General features: G+C 65.3%; 14 protein-coding genes. 8 read left to right on the top strand and 6 right to left on the bottom strand.

The genetic code is table 11. From position 1 onward, the window contains the following. Positions 1-11 precede the first annotated feature (11 nt). The gene (gene pdxJ / locus KPL81_RS13420; RefSeq protein WP_209477819.1) at positions 12-803 is read left to right on the top strand and encodes a pyridoxine 5'-phosphate synthase; all 792 of its coding nucleotides are present in this window, start codon (positions 12-14) and stop codon (positions 801-803) included. A gap of 51 nt (positions 804-854) precedes the next feature. Here pdxJ and KPL81_RS13415 read toward each other — a convergent pair whose 3' ends face one another. Continuing rightward, positions 855-3,572 carry a HAMP domain-containing sensor histidine kinase gene (locus tag KPL81_RS13415; RefSeq protein WP_209477821.1) on the bottom strand — a complete coding sequence of 906 codons (2,718 nt, stop codon included), beginning with the start codon at positions 3,570-3,572 and terminating at the stop codon, positions 855-857. A 116-nt stretch (positions 3,573-3,688) separates the two neighbouring features. Between KPL81_RS13415 and cysM the strand changes: the two genes are divergently transcribed. Genes cysM through ppc form a run of 5 tightly spaced genes read left to right on the top strand, consistent with a single transcriptional unit; the run spans position 3,689 to position 11,824 of the window. Continuing rightward, complete coding sequence (cysM, locus tag KPL81_RS13410; RefSeq protein WP_219792611.1) at positions 3,689-4,585, top strand: cysteine synthase CysM; 897 nt, start codon at positions 3,689-3,691, stop codon at positions 4,583-4,585. A gap of 1 nt (position 4,586) precedes the next feature. Continuing rightward, the gene (locus KPL81_RS13405) at positions 4,587-6,005 is read left to right on the top strand and encodes a TRAM domain-containing protein (RefSeq protein ID WP_209477825.1); all 1,419 of its coding nucleotides are present in this window, start codon (positions 4,587-4,589) and stop codon (positions 6,003-6,005) included. Between the two features lie 4 nt (positions 6,006-6,009). After that, a complete protein-coding gene (gene relA, locus KPL81_RS13400; RefSeq protein WP_209477827.1) occupies positions 6,010-8,286 on the top strand; it encodes a GTP diphosphokinase in 2,277 nt (758 codons plus the stop codon). Then, complete coding sequence (mazG, locus tag KPL81_RS13395; RefSeq protein WP_219792610.1) at positions 8,283-9,179, top strand: nucleoside triphosphate pyrophosphohydrolase; 897 nt, start codon at positions 8,283-8,285, stop codon at positions 9,177-9,179. Before relA ends, mazG begins: the two co-directional genes overlap by 4 nt. Continuing rightward, on the top strand, positions 9,176-11,824 hold the full coding sequence (gene ppc, locus KPL81_RS13390; protein WP_219792609.1) for a phosphoenolpyruvate carboxylase: 2,649 nt from the start codon (positions 9,176-9,178) through the stop codon (positions 11,822-11,824). The genes mazG and ppc overlap by 4 nt, the downstream gene beginning before the upstream one ends. Before the next feature lie 83 nt (positions 11,825-11,907). On the opposite strand, the gene KPL81_RS13385 is transcribed toward ppc, so the two are convergent. From KPL81_RS13385 to KPL81_RS13370, 4 genes are all read right to left on the bottom strand, one after another. Next, positions 11,908-12,567 (bottom strand): peroxiredoxin, encoded by a 660-nt coding sequence (locus tag KPL81_RS13385; protein WP_209477833.1) that lies wholly within the window; start codon positions 12,565-12,567, stop codon positions 11,908-11,910. Positions 12,568-12,730: 163 nt separating this feature from the next. Then, positions 12,731-13,372 carry a hypothetical protein gene (locus tag KPL81_RS13380; RefSeq protein ID WP_240549244.1) on the bottom strand — a complete coding sequence of 214 codons (642 nt, stop codon included), beginning with the start codon at positions 13,370-13,372 and terminating at the stop codon, positions 12,731-12,733. Between the two features lie 162 nt (positions 13,373-13,534). Further along, positions 13,535-14,440 carry a ketopantoate reductase family protein gene (locus KPL81_RS13375; protein WP_219792607.1) on the bottom strand — a complete coding sequence of 302 codons (906 nt, stop codon included), beginning with the start codon at positions 14,438-14,440 and terminating at the stop codon, positions 13,535-13,537. 67 nt (positions 14,441-14,507) lie between these two features. Beyond that, complete coding sequence (locus KPL81_RS13370) at positions 14,508-16,436, bottom strand: DNA topoisomerase III (protein WP_219792606.1); 1,929 nt, start codon at positions 16,434-16,436, stop codon at positions 14,508-14,510. Between the two features lie 132 nt (positions 16,437-16,568). Here KPL81_RS13370 and KPL81_RS13365 point away from each other — a divergent pair, with 132 nt between their 5' ends. Together KPL81_RS13365 and KPL81_RS13360 are read left to right on the top strand one after the other, a co-directional pair. Then, entirely contained in the window at positions 16,569-17,813 is a 1,245-nt protein-coding gene (locus KPL81_RS13365; RefSeq protein ID WP_219792665.1) for an ABC1 kinase family protein, read from the top strand. A gap of 87 nt (positions 17,814-17,900) precedes the next feature. After that, complete coding sequence (locus tag KPL81_RS13360; protein ID WP_219792605.1) at positions 17,901-19,718, top strand: SEC-C domain-containing protein; 1,818 nt, start codon at positions 17,901-17,903, stop codon at positions 19,716-19,718. Between the two features lie 8 nt (positions 19,719-19,726). Here the strand turns inward: KPL81_RS13360 and KPL81_RS13355 are convergent, their stop codons facing one another. Further along, positions 19,727-21,094, bottom strand: coding sequence for an AmpG family muropeptide MFS transporter (locus tag KPL81_RS13355; protein WP_219792604.1), 1,368 nt, complete (start codon positions 21,092-21,094; stop codon positions 19,727-19,729). Positions 21,095-21,174: the final 80 nt, after the last annotated feature.

Below are 21,174 nucleotides of genomic sequence, written 5' to 3'. Positions count from 1 at the left end.
TGGAGACCAGCATGCATCCCCCGCGTATTCTGCTTGGTGTCAACATCGACCATATTGCCACTCTGCGTCAGGCGCGCGGCACGCGCTATCCCGATCCGGTCCAGGCCGCACTGCTGGCCGAGGAAGCCGGTGCCGACGGCATCACCGTACATCTGCGCGAAGATCGGCGGCATATCCAGGAGCGCGATGTGCGGCTTCTCGCCGAAGTTCTCAACACGCGCATGAACCTGGAGATGGCCGTCACCGAAGAGATGCTGGCGCTGGCCGAGGAGATACGCCCGGCGCACGTGTGCCTGGTGCCGGAGAAGCGCGAAGAATTGACCACCGAGGGCGGCCTCGACGTGGCTGGCGGTTTCGATGCCATTGCTGCGGCCTGTCGGCGTCTGGCAGCGGCAGGCTGCGAGGTGTCGCTGTTCATCGATCCCGAACCCAGCCAGATCGAGGCGGCCAAGCGCGCCGGTGCGCCGGTGATCGAGCTGCACACCGGAGCCTATGCCGAGTGCAACGGCCAGACAGCGCGCGAGGAGCATGCGCGGCTGACGGCCGCCACGGAAATGGCGCTCGAGCTGGGCCTCACGGTCAATGCCGGGCACGGCCTGAACTATCACAACGTCGAGGCGATTGCGGCCATACCGGGGTTGCATGAACTCAATATCGGCCACGCCATCATCGCTCGAGCACTGTTCGTCGGGCTCAAGGAGGCCGTGGCCGAGATGAAGCGGCTAATGATCGCCGGACAGGAGGCGGGGTTCATCGCCTCGCTGGAAGAGCACGATCACGACCACGCCGGACACGACCACTGAGCATTGGCATCATCGTCTTGACCTGGGATGGCGCGCTACGGCCGCTATCCTTCATCTATCCTTGTACGATGAGGTTGAGCTGGCGGTAACCTTGCTGGATGCCTCCTGATGCGTGGCGTGCCACTCCCGCAGGCGTTCGATTGCCTGGAACAAATCCTCGATCAGCGGCTCGATATCAGCCATGCCGCGTGAGCGCAGCCGGGTCTCCAGGGTCTCCGCCACCAGTGCGAGCTCGGGCGCACCGCAATAGCGGCAGGCGCCGTTGAGCGCATGCACGACATCCAACAGCGTCTCGGGGTCGCCGGTGGCGAGAGCGCCTTGCAACTCCCCCTCGGTTTTCGGCAGCGACGCGACGAGTTCCTCGAGCAGTTCGCGTGCCAGGCTTTCGTTGCCGTTGGCGAGACGCGTGCCGAGCTGCATGTCGACCACGTCTAGCTCGCTGGCAGGTTCGGACTCCTGGGCAGCCGGCAGGGCCGGTGTGGGCGGTAACGCCGTCAGGCCGACATGACGATGCAGGACGGCTTCCAGTCGGTTGGAATCCACCGGTTTGGTCAACACTTCCTGCATGCCTGCGGCCTTGAGGCGGTCGCGTTCGCTATCATGGGCATGGGCGGTCACCGCGATGACCGGGCATGACGCCCATTGCCCACCCAGGCGGCGTAACGCCTGGGTGGTTTCGATACCGTCCAGCCCCGGCATGCGTATGTCCATCAGGACCAGTTGGAAAGACGTTCCTTCAGCCAGTGCCAGCGCCTCCTCGCCGCTGCTGGCTTCGACCAGTTCCAGGCCGGGACGCTGCAACAGCTCGCGCAGCAGGCGGCGATTGATGGCATTGTCATCGACGATCAGCACGTGTGTCTGGCGCTCTTCGCCAGTGTCGGGGCAGCGTTTCGCCTTGCTGCATCGACGCAGGGCGTCCGCCAAGGCCTGGCGTGATGCCGGCTTGCTGAGGATCTCGCAGCCGCTGGGGAGATGCAGGTCCGGCATTTCGAGTGGCGGTGCGTTGATCAACAGCAGGACCGGACAGGGGCTGGCCTGGAGCCTGGTCCGCCACTCGCCGAGCAGCGTTTCATTCATGTCGGGCGGCAGCGCCGCGACCAGCAGCGAAGGGTAGGGAGGCGTCAGTTCCGGCTGGCGAAGCTCCTCCACCTGGCCTCCCCAGAGCGTCAGCAGGTGGCTCAGCGCGTGGCGTGTCGGAGAGTGGGGCTCGTAGAGGGCGACCCGCTCATTGTCGAGAATGGCGTCGGGAGTAAACTCCGCCTGGTCGATGACGTCCAGCGGCAGTGTAAAGGAGAAAGTCGAGCCGCGTGACGGTTCGCTTTCCACCGTGATCTGTCCCCCCATCTGCTCGACCAGTTGGCGGCTGATGGCGAGGCCCAGGCCGGAGCCGCCGTAATGGCGGGAATGGCTGGCGGCGGCCTGGCGAAACGCTTGGAACAGGCTGTGCTGCTCCTGCGGCGTGAGGCCGATTCCGGTGTCGCTGATGCTGACACGCAGCAGTGCGCGCCCTTGGGCATTTTGCTCCTCGAGCATCACCCGGACGATGACTTCGCCCTGTTCGGTGAACTTGAGTGCGTTGTGGATCAGGTTGGTCAGCACCTGGCGAATGCGTAGCGGATCGCCACGCAGCACAGAGGGTACGTCGTCGTAGACCAGACCCAGCAGATGCAATCCCTTCTGGTGGGCCAGAGGGGCCTGTTGGCCTAGCGCCTCGTCGACCAGCGAAACCATGTCCAGCTCGGCACGTTCCAGCTCGAGGCGGCCGGCTTCCATGCGCGAGAAATCGAGCACGTCGTTGACCAGGGCAAGCAGGTTGTCGCAGGCGATCTGTACCTGGTCGAGCCATTCGCGCTGACGTGGCTCCAGGCGCGAACGCCCCAGCAGGCGGCAAAAGCCGACGATGCCGTTGAGCGGCGTGCGGATTTCGTGGCTCATGCTGGCCAGGAACTCGGACTTGATCCGGTTGGCCTCGAGTGCCCTGCGGTGGGCCAGATCGAGTTCGATGTTCTTGATTTCGATGGTCTCCATCGACTCTTCAAGGTCGGTAGTGGTCTGCTCGATCTGGCGCTGGATGTTCTCATGGGACTGCTTCAGTTCGTCGCCTAGCGCATTAACATGGCGGGCCAGGCGACGCAGTTCGGGGGCGCCGGTCTCAGGTAGCTGCGCCTCGAAGTCACCGCTGCGCAGTCGTCTCAGTGCCTCGGCGGCATCATCGAGGCTGGTGTCGACGCGGCGGCCAAGGGCCGAGGCGATCACGAACAGCAGCAGGCCGAGGATCAACAGGCCCAGCCCGGTAGTGGCCAAGCGTCGGTAGTAGTCGAGGGTGAGCGGGCGGCTGTCGATGTCGAGTTCGAGCCAGGCCCGACCGCTTTGGCTGCCTTCCCGCTCGGCGGGGTCGAGCGGCACCATCAGGCGCCAAAGATCACTGCTGGTATCGAGTTGCCTCTCGCTTGGCGGTGCAGTCGCCACCTGAGCGCGGTTTCGGCCCAGCTCCAGTTGGGCCATGTTGCTGTCGGTATAGATGCCTACGCCGCGCGCCTCATCGATGTTCAGCAGGCGCATGGCCATACCTTCCAGTCGCGACTGATCGGCCTCGAAGACGGCACGGGCCATTTCCGGTGCTTGCTGTTCGACGACGGTGATGACTCGGTCGCGGAGGGCCGACTTGCGCCATTCGGTATCCAGGTGCAGAACAAAAGCCGCCACGAGCAGCAGCACCAGCAACGGGAGGCACAATATCCAGAGTGTCAGGCGATTTCCGAGCGACATTGTTATTCCTTGGTGACGACCTTTCTTCCCAGTATGCCACATTGTCGAGGCATGCCTGTCCAGCGCCTGATGGCACGGATATACTAGCGAAAAGACCTTACCCTAAGGATGCTTACATGCAGTTCCCTACCATCGAGGATATCGTTGGGCATACGCCATTGATTCGGCTCAAGCGCATTGCGGCAGGGCGCAACAACACGCTGCTGGCCAAGCTCGAAGGCAACAATCCCGCCGGCTCGGTCAAGGATCGTCCGGCGCTGTCGATGCTGGAACAGGCCGAGGCCCGGGATGACATCTCGCCTGGCGATACGTTGATCGAAGCCACTTCGGGCAATACCGGGATCGCGCTGGCCATGGCCGCGACGATCAAGGGATACCGCATGATCCTGATCATGCCTGAGAGCGCCTCGAGCGAGCGCAAGCAGGCCATGGCGGCCTATGGCGCCAGGCTGATCACGGTCAGCAAGGAGGGGGGCATGGAAGAAGCGCGCGACCTGGCCGAAGCCATGATTGCGCGCGGCGAGGGCAAGCCGCTCAATCAGTTCGCCAACCCCGACAATCCGCTGGCGCACTATCGTGGTACCGGCCCGGAGCTGTGGGAGCAGACCGGAGGCACGATCACGCACTTCGTCAGTTCCATGGGCACCACGGGAACGATCATGGGCGTGTCGGCATATCTCAAGGAACGCAACCCCGCTATTCAGATCGTGGGCCTGCAGCCGGAGGACGGTGCCAGCATTGCCGGCATTCGGCGCTGGCCCAAGGAGTACCTGCCGAGCATCTTCGATGCCACACGGGTCGACCAAGTGCTCGACATCGGCCAGCACGAAGCCGAGGAGCACATGCGTCGTCTGGCACGGGAGGAGGGCATCCTGGCGGGTGTCTCGTCCGGGGGTGCCCTGGCAGGTGCGTTGCGCATTGCCGAGACAGTCGAGAACGCGGTGATCGTCTTTATCGTCTGCGACCGTGGCGATCGCTATCTCTCGACTGGGTTGTTCGCTCCGGAGGCTTGAGGTGGCAATGCTTGGTAAGCGACGGCCGGCGCGGCAGCGTACCGGTGTCTCGGGGCTGCAGCGACGCGCGAACGAGGCTCCTGCTGCCGCGACACCGGCCGTAGAATCGTCGGTAGTCATCGAGCGGCTCGCCCACGACGGGCGGGGCGTGGCACATGCCGCCAGCGGCAAGACCCTGTTCGTCGAGGGGGCGCTGCCCGGTGAGCGCGTCGACGTGGCCGTGCATCGCACGCGCAAGCGCTACGACGAGGCCCATGTCCGCGAGCTGTTCGAGCCGGCGGCAGAACGGACCGTGCCGCCCTGCGTCTACTATGGCCAGTGCGGCGGCTGCGACCTGCAGCATCTCGTCGTCGAGGCCCAGCGCGAGCACAAGCGAGCAGTACTCGTCGAGCTGCTTCGGCGAGAGGGCATCGAACTGCCCGAGCCGCCAGGGTTGCTGGCGGGTGCGCCGCTCGGCTACCGTCGCCGTGCCCGGCTGGGTGTCAAGGTGGATGCCGAGGGCAACGTGCATCTCGGCTTTCGCGCTCGCCACACCAGCCGTCTGGTCGATATACAGGGTTGCGAGGTGCTGGTCCCCGAGCTGGCAGCACTGATCGGGCCGCTGCGGAAACTGCTGACAGAACTCGAGGCGCCACGCCTGGTGGGTCACCTGGAGTTGATCACTGCCGACTCGGCCCGGGTGGTGGTGGTGCGACAGTTGCGCGACAACGGCGCCGACCTGCAACGCTGGCGTGCGTTCGGCGAGGAGCACGGCGTGGCTCTCGCATGCCTGCTGGGGCGCGAGGAACCCAGCCTCGAATGGCTGGGGAAAACGCCGGCACTCGGCTATCGCTTGCCGGGGAGCGAGGGTGAGCTCGAACTTGGCTTCGCGCCGGGCGATTTCGTGCAGGTCAATGAGCAGGTCAATCGTGAGTTGGTGGCCACGGTGCGGCATTGGCTGGCGCCGGTTGCCAGTCGGCGCGTACTGGATCTGTTCGCCGGGATCGGCAATTTCGGCTTGCCGCTGGCAGTCGAAGGTGCCACGGTCACGGCGGCGGAGGGCAACCCTGACATGGTCGCCAGGCTACAGCACAATGCGGGCCGCAACGGGCTCGACATCGAAGCCTTGCAGCTCGACCTCAACGATCAGGCGGCCGTGGCGGCACTTCTTGCACGCCTTTCGCCCGAGGCGGTGGTTCTGGACCCGCCCCGGGACGGTGCCGATGCGGTATGCCGTGCGCTGATCGAACGCCCCGTGCCGCGGCTGGTCTACATTGCCTGTGACCCAGCCACGCTGGCGCGCGATGCGGCACGACTCGTGCATGGCGGTTATCGCATCCTCCGGGTGTCGGTGGCCGACATGTTCGTGCATACCTCGCACCTGGAGTCCCTGTTGTTGCTCGAGCACGGTGCAACGCAGCCGTCATCGCAAGGAGCCTAGAACGATGGTGAAAGTTCGCGACGATCAGCCACTGACGGACGATGGTGACGTCGACATCGGCCACTGGCTGGAGCGCCTCCAGGAAGACGTCAAGCTACGCGACCCCGCGGAACTGCGCGAGGCGTGTGAACTCGCCAAGCGGCTTTCCCAGGAAGTCGACCGCCCGCACAAGGCCTGGCTGCCCCGCGACACGACCTATCGCATGGGCTTGGAGATGGCCGATATCCTGGCCCTGCTCAAGCTCGACCAGCCGGCACTCGAAGCCGCGGTCCTCTATCGTGCCGTGCGTGAGGGCCTGATCTCGGTCGACGCCGTGGCCCGGCGTTTCGGTAAGGAGGTCGCGCATCTGATCGAGGGCGTGCTGCAGATGGCGGCCATCAGCAACGCCCAGGTTCCCAGTCAGGGGTTGGTACAGCACGACCAGCAGGACAACCTGCGCAAGATGCTGGTCACCATGATCGACGACGTGCGCGTGGCACTGATCAAGATCGCCGAGCGTACCTGCGCGCTGCGACAGGTCAAGGATGCACCGCGCGAGAAGCGCCTGCAGGTGGCGCGTGAGGTCTTCGACATCTACGCACCGCTGGCCCATCGCCTGGGTATCGGTCAGGTCAAGTGGGAGCTCGAGGATCTCTCGTTTCGCTACCTGCACGAGGATGACTACAAGACGATTGCCCGACAGCTGGCCGAGAAGCGTCTCGATCGCGATCGCTACATCCACGATGTCGTGGATGTGCTCAAGGAGATGCTCGAAGCGCAGGGCATCACTCGCTACGACGTCAACGGACGCGCCAAGCACATCTACTCGATCTGGCGCAAGATGAAGCGCAAGCGCATCGACTTTGCCCAGGTCAACGACGTGCGCGCCGTCCGCATTCTGGTGCCGGAGGTGACCGACTGCTACACCGTGCTGGGGTTGGTCCATTCGCGCTGGCATCACGTGCCCAACGAGTTCGACGACTACATCGCCAACCCCAAGAAGAACGGCTACCAGTCGCTGCACACTGCTGTGCTGGGGCCGGAGAACAAGGTGCTCGAGATCCAGATCCGCACCTTCGCCATGCACGACGAAGCCGAACTCGGTGTCTGCGCCCACTGGCGCTACAAAGGCCACGACACCAGCGGCAAGAGTTCCAGCTACGAAGAGAAGATCGCCTGGCTGCGCCAAGTGCTGGAGTGGCAGGACGAGGTCGGCGATTTCAGCGATCTGCGCGAAGGGCTCTCCAGCGATGTGGCGCCGGATCGCATCTATGTGTTCACCCCCGACGGTCACGTCATCGACCTGCCGCGAATCGCCACGCCCATCGACTTCGCCTATCGCGTGCACACCGAGGTCGGCCATCGCTGTCGTGGGGCCAAGATCGACGGTCGCATCGTACCGCTCACCTATAAGCTCAAGACCGGCCAGCAGGTCGAGATTCTTACTGCCAGCAAGGGGGGCCCCAGCCGCGACTGGCTCAATCCCAGCCTCGGCTACGTTCGCACCTCTCGGGCACGGGCCAAGATTCAGTCGTGGTTCAAGCATCAGGCCCGCGAGCAGAACGTGGAGGAGGGCAAAGCACTGTTCGAGCGCGAGATGCGCCGCCTCGACGTGGAGGACATGGACCTCGACACCCTGGCGCACAAGGTCAACTACCAGTCCCCCGAGGACATGTATGCCGCGCTGGGAGCGGGCGACCTGCGCATCGGCCAGGTGCTGCATCAGGCCCAGCAGCTGTTCGGCGAGACCGACGACCAGGAGCAGCTCGACCGCCTGCTGGCCAAGCCGAGGCGCGACCAGGGAAAAGGCACGACCAGCGACATCACCGTGTTGGGCGTCGGCAATCTCAAGACCAGCATGGCCAACTGCTGTCATCCGGTGCCCGGCGAGCCGATCGTCGGATTCATCACCCAAGGGCGAGGCGTTACCGTGCATCGCCAGGATTGCCCCAACATACTGCAGCTGCGCATCGACGAGCCGCAGCGGGTCATCGAGGTGGAGTGGGGACAGCGTGCCCGCACCCAATACCCCGTGGACATCGAGATTCAGGCCTGGGACCGCTCCGGGCTGCTGCGTGACGTCACGGGCATCCTTGGCAATGAAAAGGTCAACGTGCTTTCGGTGAATACCCTGACCGACACCAGCGACGGTATCGCGCGGATGCGCATCACCGTGGAAGTCGACGGGCTGGAGACGCTGGGCAGGCTTTTCTCGCGCATTCAGCAGCTGTCCAACGTGATCGAGGTCCAGCGCCTGCGCACCGGAGCCAAAGGGATGAAACGCAAGGGGAGTGGCACATGAGCGAGACCCGACACGGCATCGACGACCTGCTGATGCTGATGGCCGTGCTACGCGATCCCGAACAGGGTTGCCCGTGGGATCTCAAGCAGGACTGGGACAGCATCGTGCCACACACCTTGGAAGAGGCCTACGAGGTGGCCGACGTCATCGAGCGTCGCGTCTTCGACGAACTGCCGGGTGAGCTTGGCGACCTGCTGTTCCAGGTGGTCTACTACAGCCAGTTCGCGCGTGAGGAGGGGCGCTTCGACTTCCACGACGTGGTGCATACCCTCACCGCCAAGATGGTGCGCCGCCATCCGCACGTCTTTCCCGACGGCACCCTGGCGTCGCGTCGTCCTCCCGGTGTCAGCGCCGAGCAGGTGGAAGCCCGGCAAGTCAACAGTCGCTGGGAGTCGCTCAAGGCCGCGGAGCGGGTCGAGCGCGCAGAGGCCGAGACTAGCGTTTCGGTGCTCGACGACGTGCCGCGCACGTTGCCGGCGCTGTCGCGTGCCGCCAAGCTCTCCAAGCGCGCGGCGCGGGTGGGCTTCGACTGGCCCGACACCGCTGGGGTGATTGCCAAGATCCGTGAAGAGCTCGACGAGGTCGAGCAGGCCCTGGTCGAGGGCGATCAGCGCCATGCGGCTCAGGAAGTGGGCGATCTACTGTTCGCCGTTACCAACCTGGCGCGTAGCCTCAAGGCCGACCCCGAGCAGTGCCTGCGCGAGACCAACGCCAAGTTCGAGCGCCGCTTTCGTCACGTCGAGGCGGCCCTGGCCGAGCGTGGCATGACCACCCGCGACGTCGGTCTCGAGGCCATGGAAGGCTATTGGCAGCAGGCCAAGCGGCTCGAGGCCGAAGCGTCCAATACGCCAGCGGAACATTCCGAATCGACTTCAGGAGGAGATCGGCCATGAGCGGCGATCTGCACGAATCCCTACGCGACAACGTACGCATACTCGGCGACAGTCTGGGTCGCACCATCGCCGATGACCTGGGCAAGGGTTTCGTCGACCGCATCGAGACCATCCGCGGCCTGGCCAAGAGTGGCCGACAGGGGGATGTCCAGAGCAGCCGCGAGCTGATCGAGTATCTGCGCAAGTTGCCCGACCGCGACCTGCTGCCAGTGACGCGCGCCTTCAACCAGTTTCTCAACCTGGCCAACATTGCCGAGCAGCACTACCGGGCACGCTTCCGTCGCGTCGAGGATTACAAGCCCGGCTCACAGCCGGTGCTATCCGAACTGCTCGAGCGGGCTCGCCATGCCGGGCATGCGCCGCGCAAGCTGGTCGAGAGTCTCGCCAACATGCGTGTCGAGCTGGTGCTGACCGCCCATCCCACCGAGGTCATTCGCCGCACTCTGATCCAGAAGTACGATGCCATCGACGAGTGCCTCACCGTCATCGAATCGTCCCTGGACTATCCCGAGCGGGCCAGCCGTGCCCGCGGGCGCCTGGAAGAACTCATCAGCCAGGCCTGGCATACCGACGAGATTCGCCACGAGCGCCCCACCCCGGTGGATGAGGCAAAGTGGGGCTTCGCCGTTATCGAGAACTCGCTGTGGCAGGCAGTGCCGGCGTTCCATCGCGACCTCGACAGCCTGCTGCTTGAATCCGCCGGCGAGCGCCTGCCGCTGGATGCCGCGCCGATCGTGTTCGCCTCGTGGATGGGCGGCGATCGCGACGGCAACCCCAACGTCACCTCCCGCGTCACGCGTGAGGTCTTGCTGCTGGGGCGTTGGATGGCGGCGGATCTCTACCTGCGCGACCTCGAGCAGCTCAAGGCCGAGCTCTCCATGTGGAAGTGCAACAGTGCGCTTCGGGCCGAGGTCGGCAACGTAGCCGAACCCTATCGTGAGCTGCTCAAGCGTCTGCTGCAGCGGGTCGAAGCCACCCGCGACTGGGCCAAGGCCCAGCTCGACGGACGCAGCTACGAAGGTGGTCCGGTCATCGAGAACAGCGATCAGCTCTACGCGCCGCTGCTCACCTGCTATCGCTCGCTGTGCGATGTCGGTCTCGACACCATCGCCAACGGGGCCTTGCTCGATACCCTGCGCCGAGTGGCGGTGTTCGGCGTGACCCTGACCAAGCTCGACATCCGCCAGGAGGCGAGCCGTCATGCCATGGTCATGGAGGAGCTGACCCAGGCGCTGGAGCTCGGTCACTATCGCGACTGGAGCGAGGAGCAGCGCCAGGCTTTCCTGCTCGCCGAGCTCGAGTCGCGCCGGCCGTTGATTCCGCGGCGCTGGGAGTGCTCGGCCGAGACTCGTGAGGTCCTCGATACCTTCCTGGTCATTGCCAGCGAGCAGTCCGAGGCGCTCGGCACCTATATCATTTCCATGGCCGCCCAGCCTTCCGATGTGCTCACGGTGGCGCTGCTGATGAAGGAGGTTGGAGGCACCGTCTCGCTGCCCATCGCGCCGCTGTTCGAAACCCTCGACGACCTCAACCGCGCCGGCGACGTGATCGATCGCCTGCTGGCGCTGCCGGGCTACCGCACGCTGGCCGGCGAACGCCAGGAGGTGATGATCGGCTACTCGGACTCGGCCAAGGACGCCGGGCAGCTGGCGGCGGCCTGGGCCCAGTACCGCGCCCAGGAAAGGCTGGTCGAGGTGTGCCGTCACCACGGCGTAGATCTGACCCTTTTCCATGGTCGCGGCGGTGCCGTCGGTCGCGGTGGCGGTCCGGCCTATGCGGCCATCCTGTCGCAGCCGCCGGGCTCGGTGAATGGCAGCCTACGGGTCACCGAGCAAGGGGAGATGATTCGCTTCAAGTTCGGTCAGCCGGATATTGCCCTGCGCTCCATGGAAATCTACGCCTGCGCCGTACTCGAGGCGACGCTGTTGCCGCCCCCGGCGCCCGAGCCTCGCTGGCGTGAGGAGATGGATCGCCTGGCCGAGATCGCCCATGCGGCCTATGTCGGCGTGGTGCGGGAGGATGCCGACTTCGTGCCCTATTTTCGCGCAGTCACCCCCGAAGGCGTGCTGGGGCACTTGCCGCTGGGATCACGCCCGACCAAGCGTCGCCAGGATGGCGGTGTGGAGACACTGCGCGCGATTCCCTGGATCTTTGCCTGGACCCAGATTCGGCTGATGCTGCCGGCCTGGCTGGGCAGCGGTGAAGCCTTTTCCGCACGTATGGAAGAGGAAGGGGGGCTCGAGGTCCTGCGCGAGATGCGCGATCGTTGGCCCTTCTTCGGCACCTACCTGGACATGCTGGAGATGCTGCTGGCCAAGGCCGACGTGGGCATCGCCTCCTACTACGAGCAGCGCCTGGTCGATGAGCCGGCGCTCAAGGAACTCGGCACTGAGTTACGTCGCCGGTTCACCCAGTTGCAGTCCGTCGTACTGACGATTCTCGACCAGCCGCAGTTGCTGGAGCAGACGCCACTGATCCGTCAGGCCATCGAGGTGCGTAACCCCTATATCGACCCGCTTCACGGCTTGCAGGCCGAGCTACTGCAGCGTAACCGCGATGCCGATGGCGCCATCAGTGGCGAACTCTCACGCGCCCTGATGGTGACCATGGCGGGTATCGCTGCGGGCCTGCGCAACACGGGCTAGAAGGCATTGAGCTCGGCCATGGTTGGGACGAATCGCCCCGGCCTTGGCCGGGGCGATTCATGCGTAGTCAGCTCAGACGTGGCTTACTGCGGCTGCTTCACCGTACGCAGATAGGGCTTGATGGTCGTAAAGCCCTCCGGGTACTTCTTCTTCGCTTCTTCGTCGCTGACTGCGGGCGGGATGATCACATCGTCACCGGGGCGCCAGTTTACCGGCGTGGCCACGGTGTGCTTGGCGTTGAGCTGCACCGAGTCGAGCAGGCGCAGGACTTCGTTGAAGTCGCGCCCCGAGGTCATCGGATAGACCAGCATCGCCTTGACCTTCTTGTCCGGTCCGATGAGAAACACCGAACGGACCGTGGCGTTGTCGGCCGGAGTGCGGCCCTCGGCGCTGCCCGGTTCCTCGGCAGGCAGCATGTCGTAGAGCTTGGCGACCTCGAGCTTGTCATCGCCGATCATCGGGTAGTTGGGCGCGGCGCCCTGGGTCTCTTCGATGTCTTTGGACCAGGCGGCATGATTGTCGACCGGGTCCACCGAGAGACCGATGATCTTGGTATTGCGCTTGTCGAACTCGGGCTTGAGCTTGGCCATGTAACCGAGCTCGGTGGTGCATACCGGGGTGAAGTCCTTGGGATGCGAAAAGAGAATGCACCAGCTGTCACCGATCCATTCATGGAAGTTCAGCGTACCTTGGGTGGTTTGCGCCGTGAAATCGGGCGCGGTATCGCCGATTCTGAGACTCATCTGCGTGACTCCAGGGAACAGGTTCAGGGAGAGGGCCACAACGCTGCGCGACCCGCCAGTTCACTATAGGACATGATGCGTAAGAACACCCGGCTATGACAAGAGGGCTTGAGCCAATCCAAACGCTCTATGGCGCGGCGTATCTAGCGGGTAGTGCGGTGGCTTAGAAAGCGTAATGGAGCGAGGCCGTGATCAGGTTCAGGTGAGCCATGCTGGGTGAGTCGATTTCCTCGAACTCCAGGCGACTGACGAGGCGGTCGTACTGCAATCTCGCGCCGAAGCCCTGGATGCGAGCGGTGCCGTTCGTCGCGAAAAGCGGCTCGGTCTGTGTGACCGGGTCGCCGTCCCACTCGGCGAAACCCGACTTGGCATAAAGTCCTAGCTGGCCCATGCGCACTCCTGCGACCAGGCTACCGCCCAGGGTAGTGGTATTGACCAGCATGGCCTGATCGGAATGATGGGTGGGGACTTCGTCGCTTTCGCGATAAGTAAACTCGGCGCCGAGGTCGAGCTGAGGCAGGTTCATCGGGGAGAAGCCCGCGGTCACGCGGAAGCCGGAAGTATGGCCGTCGATCGACTCGAGGTCGCCGCCTTCCAGCACGACGCCATTGTCGAGATGCATCAGGTCGCTGGTTCTACTGGCGTAGGAGGGTCTTTTCAGGGAAGGCAGTGCCAGGGAGGCCAGCAAATCGTGGGAGGCGTCGGTGTAGGCGAAGGGTTCGCTGTACAGAGGCGCGTGCCCACCCTCAGGCAAACCATTGTCTGCCATGGCCACGAGTGGTGGCAATGTCAGGCTGGCAGCCATGATCATGGCACCTCTGAAACACGCGTTCATGTTTCTGACCTATATCCCTGTGCGATACGGTTCGTTGGCCCGTAAGCGGCAAACGGAACACGCGTCTAGCTCGGGCGACAAAACCCATCTCAAGAGCTTAGCAGCCTCCCCTTGTGCCTGCCAGGTGGCCTCTCAACGCTGGAGCGGCCGAGCCTGGGCCAGAGAGGCGTCGAGTTCGCTCAGGCAGGGGGCGGCAATACCGTGCCGTTGGGCGGCAGCCAGCAGGGGGCCGAGGATGGCCTCACGCTCGGTAGGTCTTCCAGCCATGACGTCCTGCAGCATCGAGGCGCGATTCTTGGCGGTTGCCGCGATCACCTGCCAGACCAGCGCGTGCCAGCCCGCCGTGGGAGGTGGAACATGCTCCGATGCCAAGATGCTTGCCACTTCGGCGATGATTCGCTCCACCATGGGGCGGAAGGGGCGGTCGCGCAATTGGCCGTTACGGATACGAAAGCGTGCCACCAGCGGATTGATGGCCGCATTCACCGCCAGCTTGTGCCACAGCCGGGTCTCGATGTCCTCGACCGCCTCGGCGGCCAGGCCGGCCTGGCCGAGCAGGTCAGCCAATTCACGGCACGCCGACGCATGCCGGTTGGCGAGGTCGCCGAGGTAGGTAATACCGCGGCCGGCATGGGTCACGGCGTCGTCACCATTCACCCAGGCACCTTCGGTGGTAGAGGCACACACCACCGGGCCCGGATGGCGGCGCTCGAGTTCGGGCTGTATCTGATAGCCGTTCTGCCACAGCACCAGCGTCGGTGCGCCGGGCAACCGGGCCATGGCGGCAGCATAGGCGGCCTCGGCGGCATAGGCCTTGGTGGTCAGGTGCAGACAGACCGGCGTTGCGGCCGGCAGATTTTCGAGCTCGGCAACGGCAAGGCGACGTGAGCGCTGCGCGCCCTCCGGCGTGGTCAGGATCTGCTCGGCGGGCAACGCTCGGCGCCCGGCCAGCACGACCGGCACGACATCGGCCAGGTGCATGGCCAGTAGCCGGCCCAGGGCGCCGGGGCCGACGATCAGGTGGGTCTGGTCGTTCATGAGATGCCTTGGTGGATGAACAAAGGCAGCATACCGATGCCCGGTGACCGGATGCCAGCCTGCGGGCTCAAGCGCTCGTGCGTGGCTTGCGGCGAGTGCGTGGCGAAGTGCTGCGGCCGCCTCGTCTCTTGTCGGCCGCCCCGCGTCGTTTCGGTGCGGCAGCGACCTCACCCTGGGCCGTGGCCATGGCCTGACGCAGGCGATTTGCGTCGGCGCTGCCCAGCAGGCCACGCAGGTCCTCGATCAAGGCGCAGAGGAACGGTGCCGGGTCGTCGCCGTGCTCGGCAATGGCCGTCAGTCGCTGTTCCCACTGTGCCGTGCGCTCGGGCCGTGAAGCAGCCTCGGGCAGTGAGGCCACCAGCCCACTACCCAGCCGGGTGGCGCGCAGCGACTTCTTCTGGCGTACCAGGTAGCCGCGTTCGATGAGTGTCTCGATGATGCCGGCGCGGGTTGCCTCGGTACCCAGTCCGTCATGCTCGCGCAGGGTACGCCTGACCTCGGGGTCGTCGACATAGCGGGCGATGTTCATCATCGCCTTGATCAGACTGGCGTCGGTGAAGGGGTCCGGTGGGCGTGTCTCGCGCTCCTCGACCTCGCATGCCGTGACCCGGCAGCTCTCGCCCTCCGTAAGCGGTGGCAGCGGCGGGGCTTCCTCGCGGGTGGTGAACAGCGGCTTCCAGCCTGGTTGGAGCAGTTCCTGGCCGCTGGCGCGAAAACGCTCGGCGAGGATAGTGAACTCTGCCTTCACTTCACGGGTGATCAGCGGGGGATAGAACTGGGCCAGCACGTTGCGCGCGATCAGGCGGAACACGTCGGCTTCGGTGCGCTCCAGTCGCTCAAGCTTGGCCGGCTTGCCGGTGGGCGCCAGGGCATGGTGTGCGCCCACTCTCTTGTCGTCCCAGGCCTTGGAGCGCAGGCTGAAGTCGGCGCCTGCCAGCCAGCCACGCAGGGTCTCGTCCTGTCCGCAGGCGCTCGCCAGAGTGGCACGAGCCTGGGCCAGGTGCTCCTCGGGCAGGTAGCGACAGTCCGAGCGCGGATAGGTAATCAACTTGTGGCGCTCGTAGAGGCGTTGGCAGATGTCCAGTACGGCCTTGGCGGAGAGCCCGAAGCGCCGCGCGGCGTCCACCTGCAGCGCCGAGAGCGAGTAGGGCAACGGGGCGGACTGGCGCTTCTGGCGGGTCTCGAGCGAAGTGAGCCGGCCTTCGGCGCCGGGCAGCCGTTCGGCCAGAGCCTGGGCCGGAGCATGCTCGAGCAGGCGGCCCTGCTCGTCAAGCCGATGGTTCTCGCCCGGCTGCCACCAGGCGCGCAGCTGGCCGCTGGCCACCGGCAGATCGGCCCACAGCACATAAAAGGGGTGGGGCTTGAAATCGCGTATTTCGGCGTCGCGGCGCACCACCAGCCCGAGCACCGGGGTCTGCACCCGACCCACCGAGAGCACACCGTCGTGACCGGCCTGACGCCCGGTCAGGGTCCAGGCCCGGGTCAGGTTGATGCCGTACAGCCAGTCGGCGCGAGAGCGGGACTCGGCGGCGCGGTAGAGCGGCTGGTAGTGTGCGTTGTCCTCCAGCCGTGCCAGGGCCCGCTGTACCGCGGGCCGGTTGAGGTCGCTGACCAGCAGGCGTGACACCGGCCCCTTCCAGCCCAGGTACTCGATCACTTCCTGTACCAGCAGTTGCCCCTCGCGGTCCGGATCGCCGGCATGCACCACTTCGTGGGCCTGCTTGAGCAGCTTGCGAATGACGGCGAGCTGCCCCCTGGCCTTGGGCCGCGGGCTGAGCTGCCAGCGAGATGGCAGGATCGGCAAGTGGTCCAGGCGCCACTGCTTGAAGGCGGGGTCGTAGGCATCGGGTGGCGCCTGCTCCAGCAGATGGCCCAGGCACCAGGTGACAATGGAGTCACCGGCGTGAAGGGCGCCGTCCTCGCGGCGTGCACCGCCCGGTAGCGCCTCGGCGATGGCCCGGGCCAGGCTGGGTTTTTCGGCGATGATCAGGCGCATATCACCCTTTCGCTGCAGTCGAGTCGTATTCTTTATGGATATTCTTACAGTAAACGGCCGACAAGGCCAGAGGCCGAAAGTGCCACGAGCTGTACAATGGCTCCAGCGAATATCAACGAGGAGAGCGCCACCATGCGGGAGCGGGGAAGGACGCGGCGACTGTTGGGTCTCGGGGCGCGCACCGGCGGCACCTTGCTGCGCAGCCGATTCGGCGGCGAGGCCGACTGGCGCGCGCTGGGCGAGGCGCTATTCGCGGGGCTCTCCGAGCTGAAGGGGCCGGCCATGAAGCTGGCCCAGATCGTGGCTCAGTGGGACGACCTGCTGCCGCCGGATCTCGCCGCTGAGCTGGCGCGCCTGCAACGCCAGGCCGAGCCCATGCCCTGGGAGGGCATACGGCGTACCTTGGTCGAGCAGTATGGCGAGCTGGACACACATTTCCGCGAGATCGAGTCTCGGCCCTTCGCCAGTGCTTCCATGGGACAGGTGCATCGTGCGACCACGCATGACGGCGAGACGCTGGTACTCAAGGTGCAGTATCCGGGGCTGGCCGAAGTACTCGAGAGCGACTTGGCCCAGCTTCGGCGCCTCATGCGCCTCGGCCGCTGGCTCCAGGTGCCCCAGGCACGCCTGGACACCCTGTTCGAGGAGCTAGCCGCCAGCCTGCGCAGCGAGCTCGACTACCATGCCGAGGCTTGCGCCCTGCAACGCTATCGGCTGCGCTATGCCCATCACGCGAGCTTGGTCATCCCCGAGCCGCTGCCTACTCTTTCCGGTCCGCGGGTGCTGGCCATGCGCTACTTGGCGGGTACGCCGCTGCGTGGGCTCGAGGAAGCGGACGATGCTCTGCGGCAACGCATCGCCACGACTCTGGCCGACTGGCTAACCGAAGAACTTTTCACCTATGGCGAACTGCATGCCGATCCGCATGCTGGCAACTTTGCCGTCGATGCCGAGGGCCGGCTGGTGATCTACGACCTGGGCGCGGTGATCCCGGTGCCGGCAGCGCACCTCAAGGCGACGCTGCAACTACTCGATGCCACCCTGGCGGCTGACCCCATGGGCATGGACGATGCCCTGCGTCGGCTGGGTGGGCGCCAGGGGCAGGGGGCACCGCTGGCGCTCTATCGCGAATCCGCCGAGGCGGTGGCGCCGCTGTTCGAGCCGGGTCCACAGGACTTCTCCGATGTGCGGGTGCACCGTCGCCTGCGTGAGCTTTCCCCCAAGGTATGGGCGGCCATGGATCGCCTGCAGCCGCCGGCGGACATACTGCTGTTGTCACGCACCTTGAACGGGCACTACTGGAACCTGGTGCGCCTTGGGGCTCGCCTCGACATGCATGCCCGTATCCGCCCGCTACTGGCCTGGGCGCAACGATGAAGGCATGCGGCGACGCCTGGCTTGTGTGCAGCACCGAACCACGCTTCCCTGTTACTATATGCGCCTTTTGAACTGGCGGAGAGTGTGATGCTGGCAGTATGGGTGGAACAGCTGCTGGGCTATGCGTCGGGTGCCCTGGCGGCTATCCGTGAGGAGGAGCGTTATCCGGCCTTCATGGCCTGGGCGCGTGAGGAGGGGGCCGAGCTGATGGGCGGTGACCTGGCCATGGCCCAGGCACTCGCCCCGATCCTGTGGAGCCAGACCCCACTCGAGCGTGCCGGCTTCACCTGCGAACCCTTGGCACGCCCTGGCCGCAACGAACCCTGCTGGTGCGACTCCGGGCGCAAGACCAAGCACTGCTGCGGCGCCGTTGCGATGCCTGCCGAAGTGCCTGATCACCTGATGTGGATGCTCTCGCTGCGCGACTGGAAGGGACCTACGCTCAAGGCCGCACTCGAGAGTGGCAACGCGCCCGCCCAGGCCCTGCTCGAGGCCGGGCTGATCGCCGCCGAAACGGGCCAGCGCGGACGTGCCCAGCAGATCCTCGAGTCGCTGTTCCAGCGGGCCGACTGGTCGCGGCTGCCAGCCCAGGCCGAGCCCGCCTTCGAACTGTTGATCGACCTCTACCAGGAGCGCGGCTTCATCCGCAAGCGTGCCGAACTGCTCGACGAGGTACTCGAGCGCGGTCCGCTGTTCCTGCGCGGCGTGGCCCTGGAACGGCTGTGCCTGATGCATCTGGATAACGACGACCTGGATAGCGCCCGTTCCGCTTTCGTGCGGGCCCAGCAGGCGCTGCCCGATTCGCCCACGCTGGCCTATATCGAAGCCATGCTGCTGCTGCACGAGGGCCACGAGGAGGAGGCCGCAGAGCGAGCGCGTTTCTGGTTCCGGCGTCTGGCGCGCAAGGGTGAACTGGAGCCGGACCAGCTGCAGTTCCTGGCCGACCTGGCGGAGAACCCCGGTGCCACCCTGGCCGACCAATTGCTCAACGCCGAGGAGGACCTGGCGGAGCCACTAGCCGCCTTGCAGGAGTTGCTGTCGGAGTTGCCTATGGCGCCCGGACTGGATGTGCATCGAACCGAGGCAGGCGAGCTGGAGTACCACAGCAGCGCGCGGGAGGACACCTTGTTCGCCGCCTGGCAGAAATCCTTCCAGGTGGAAGTGGATGACGAGAGTGCACTGGGACTCAAGGGCGACCCTTGGGTCCAGGCGGGGGATTGGTTGCGCGAACTCTGCGCTCATCCTGAATGGCTCGATGCGCCGCGCGTGGTGGAGTCGCTCACACTGGCCTTGACCAGCCGCTTCGGCAGCCTACCGTGGATGTCACCGAGTCTGTTCGAACCCTTGGCCGATCGCCTGGAGCGCTGGCTCGAACGAGTGCGGGACGCAGGCGAAGGCGCTTTCCTGTGGGACAGCGCCGATAATGCCGTACTGCTGCGCACCGGCCTGGCGCTCGTGGTGGGCATGGAGCGGGGCGCTCGTGAGCGTTCGCGGCGTCTGGCCGAGCGGCTTTTGTCGCTTGACGATCAGGACAGCCTGGGCCTGCAGGAGCTGGTGCTCGACCAACTCCTGCGCGAAGGGCGCAACCGCGAAGCGCTCGCCGTGTCCGAGAACCGGCGTGAGGATGCGCCGGTGCTAGGACTCCTCATGGGCCGCGCGCTGGCGCTGTTTCGGCTGGAGCGTATCGACGAGGCCAACGAAACGCTGCGCGAGGTGCGCCGTCACAATCCCCACGCACTAACCATGCTGTGCGCTGAACAGACCCGTCCAGTCCCCTCGGGCCCGGACAGCGTCGCCGAGCCTGGCACCCGTGCCGAGGCATGGCAGTACCGCACGCTGATGCGCGACCAGTGGCGCACGACCCCCGGGGCTCTGGCTTGGCTGCAAGAGCAGATCGACGCCTAGGTGCCCGGTCACGCCGTGCGGGGGGCCGGGGGGGGCACCAGCGCCTTGTCGCGGCTGATCCAAATCGCCAGCGCAATGGCCGGCAACCCCAGGGCCGTGGCAATCACGAAGAAGGTGGGGTATCCCTCCGCTGCCACCACCATCCCGCCGAAACCGCTGAGGAATTTGCCCGGCAGCGTCATCAGCGAGGAAAACAGCGCGTATTGGGTGGCGGTATAGGCGCGCGATGTCAGGCTCGACAGGAAAGCGATGAACACCGCGCTGGCCAGGCCGTTGGACAAGTTGTCGCCCACAATTGTCATTACCAGCATTGGCAGGCTCTGACCGGCCAGCGCTAAGGCGGCGAACAGCAGATTGGTCAACGTCGCTGCCACCGCCCCCAGCACCAGTATCGGACCGATACCGTAGCGCGCCACCAGCAGCCCGCCCAGGATGCCGCCGCCGATACTCATGGCGATGCCGAATACGTTGGTGACGTTGGCGATGGTTTCCAGTGAAAAGCCCAGGTCGATGTAGAGGGGATTGGCCATTGAGGCCATGGCCAGGTCGCTGATGCGAAACACCGCCACGAACACCAGCAGCCACAGCGCCTTGAGGCGATGGCGGGAAATGAAATCGGTGAAAGGGCATACCACAGCGCCGATTAGCCAGGCACCTAGACGACGCAGCAGCCGCGGCTTGCCGCGGCTGACGCGAATGAAGGCACGCACGCGGGGTTCATGGATCAACTGGCTGGTCAGCGATAGTCGCTCGGGCTCGGGACGCAGCAGTACCGTGATGATGCCAACCCCAACGAGCAGCGCCATGGTCAGGTAGGCGGCTTGCCAGGAGAGCCAGGACGCCACGTAGAGAGCGCCGGCCCCGGCGGCCACCAGTCCACCGCGATAGCCAATGATATAGGTCGATGCCATGGCCGCCTGCATGTCGTCGGGTGCAGATTCGATGCGAAAGGCATCGATGGCGATATCCTGCGTGGCCGAACCGAACGCCACCAGCAGCGCGAAGCCAGCCACCAGTGGCAGGTTCTGCTGTGGATCGAGACTCGCCAGGCCCACCAGTCCTCCGGCGATCAGGGCCTGGGCCAGCAGCATCCAGCTGCGCCGTTGGCCGAAGGTGCGCGTCAACACCGGCAAGGCCAGGCGATCCACCACCGGCGCCCAGAAGAACTTGATCGAATAGAGCATGCCGATCCACGCGAAAAAGCCGATGGCGGCTACCTGAACGCCATCGCTGCGCAGCCAGGCCGAAAGGGTCGAGAAGACCAGCAGGAACGGCAAGCCAGCCGAGAACCCCAGGAACAGCATGGTGATCACAGGGGCGCGCAGATAAATGGCCAGAGCGGCTTGCCAGCTACGCTGAGGGAAGGGGGGGGTCATGCGTGGCGACACTCCTCGATGAACAGAGACCGATGGTCGGCCCGCTGCCGGTAACAATGGTAGAATGGCCCACCGTTCGG

This window comes from Billgrantia antri, from assembly GCF_019430905.1.
Taxonomy (GTDB): domain Bacteria; phylum Pseudomonadota; class Gammaproteobacteria; order Pseudomonadales; family Halomonadaceae; genus Halomonas; species Halomonas antri.
The sequence above is the reverse complement of the archived record's forward strand: the minus strand, read 5'-3'. Positions and strand labels throughout refer to the sequence as shown.

What these genes read in the sequence shown, in the direction of transcription:
- pdxJ (WP_209477819.1), top strand. Translation starts at nt 12, where the DNA reads ATGCATCCCCCGCGTATTCTGCTTGGTGTCAACATCGACCATATTGCC.
- KPL81_RS13415 (WP_209477821.1), bottom strand. Translation starts at nt 3,572, where the DNA reads ATGTCGCTCGGAAATCGCCTGACACTCTGGATATTGTGCCTCCCGTTG.
- cysM (WP_219792611.1), top strand. Translation starts at nt 3,689, where the DNA reads ATGCAGTTCCCTACCATCGAGGATATCGTTGGGCATACGCCATTGATT.
- relA (WP_209477827.1), top strand. Translation starts at nt 6,010, where the DNA reads ATGGTGAAAGTTCGCGACGATCAGCCACTGACGGACGATGGTGACGTC.
- mazG (WP_219792610.1), top strand. Translation starts at nt 8,283, where the DNA reads ATGAGCGAGACCCGACACGGCATCGACGACCTGCTGATGCTGATGGCC.
- ppc (WP_219792609.1), top strand. Translation starts at nt 9,176, where the DNA reads ATGAGCGGCGATCTGCACGAATCCCTACGCGACAACGTACGCATACTC.
- KPL81_RS13385 (WP_209477833.1), bottom strand. Translation starts at nt 12,567, where the DNA reads ATGAGTCTCAGAATCGGCGATACCGCGCCCGATTTCACGGCGCAAACC.
- KPL81_RS13380 (WP_240549244.1), bottom strand. Translation starts at nt 13,372, where the DNA reads ATGGCTGCCAGCCTGACATTGCCACCACTCGTGGCCATGGCAGACAAT.
- KPL81_RS13375 (WP_219792607.1), bottom strand. Translation starts at nt 14,440, where the DNA reads ATGAACGACCAGACCCACCTGATCGTCGGCCCCGGCGCCCTGGGCCGG.
- KPL81_RS13370 (WP_219792606.1), bottom strand. Translation starts at nt 16,436, where the DNA reads ATGCGCCTGATCATCGCCGAAAAACCCAGCCTGGCCCGGGCCATCGCC.
- KPL81_RS13365 (WP_219792665.1), top strand. Translation starts at nt 16,569, where the DNA reads ATGCGGGAGCGGGGAAGGACGCGGCGACTGTTGGGTCTCGGGGCGCGC.
- KPL81_RS13360 (WP_219792605.1), top strand. Translation starts at nt 17,901, where the DNA reads ATGCTGGCAGTATGGGTGGAACAGCTGCTGGGCTATGCGTCGGGTGCC.
- KPL81_RS13355 (WP_219792604.1), bottom strand. Translation starts at nt 21,094, where the DNA reads ATGACCCCCCCCTTCCCTCAGCGTAGCTGGCAAGCCGCTCTGGCCATT.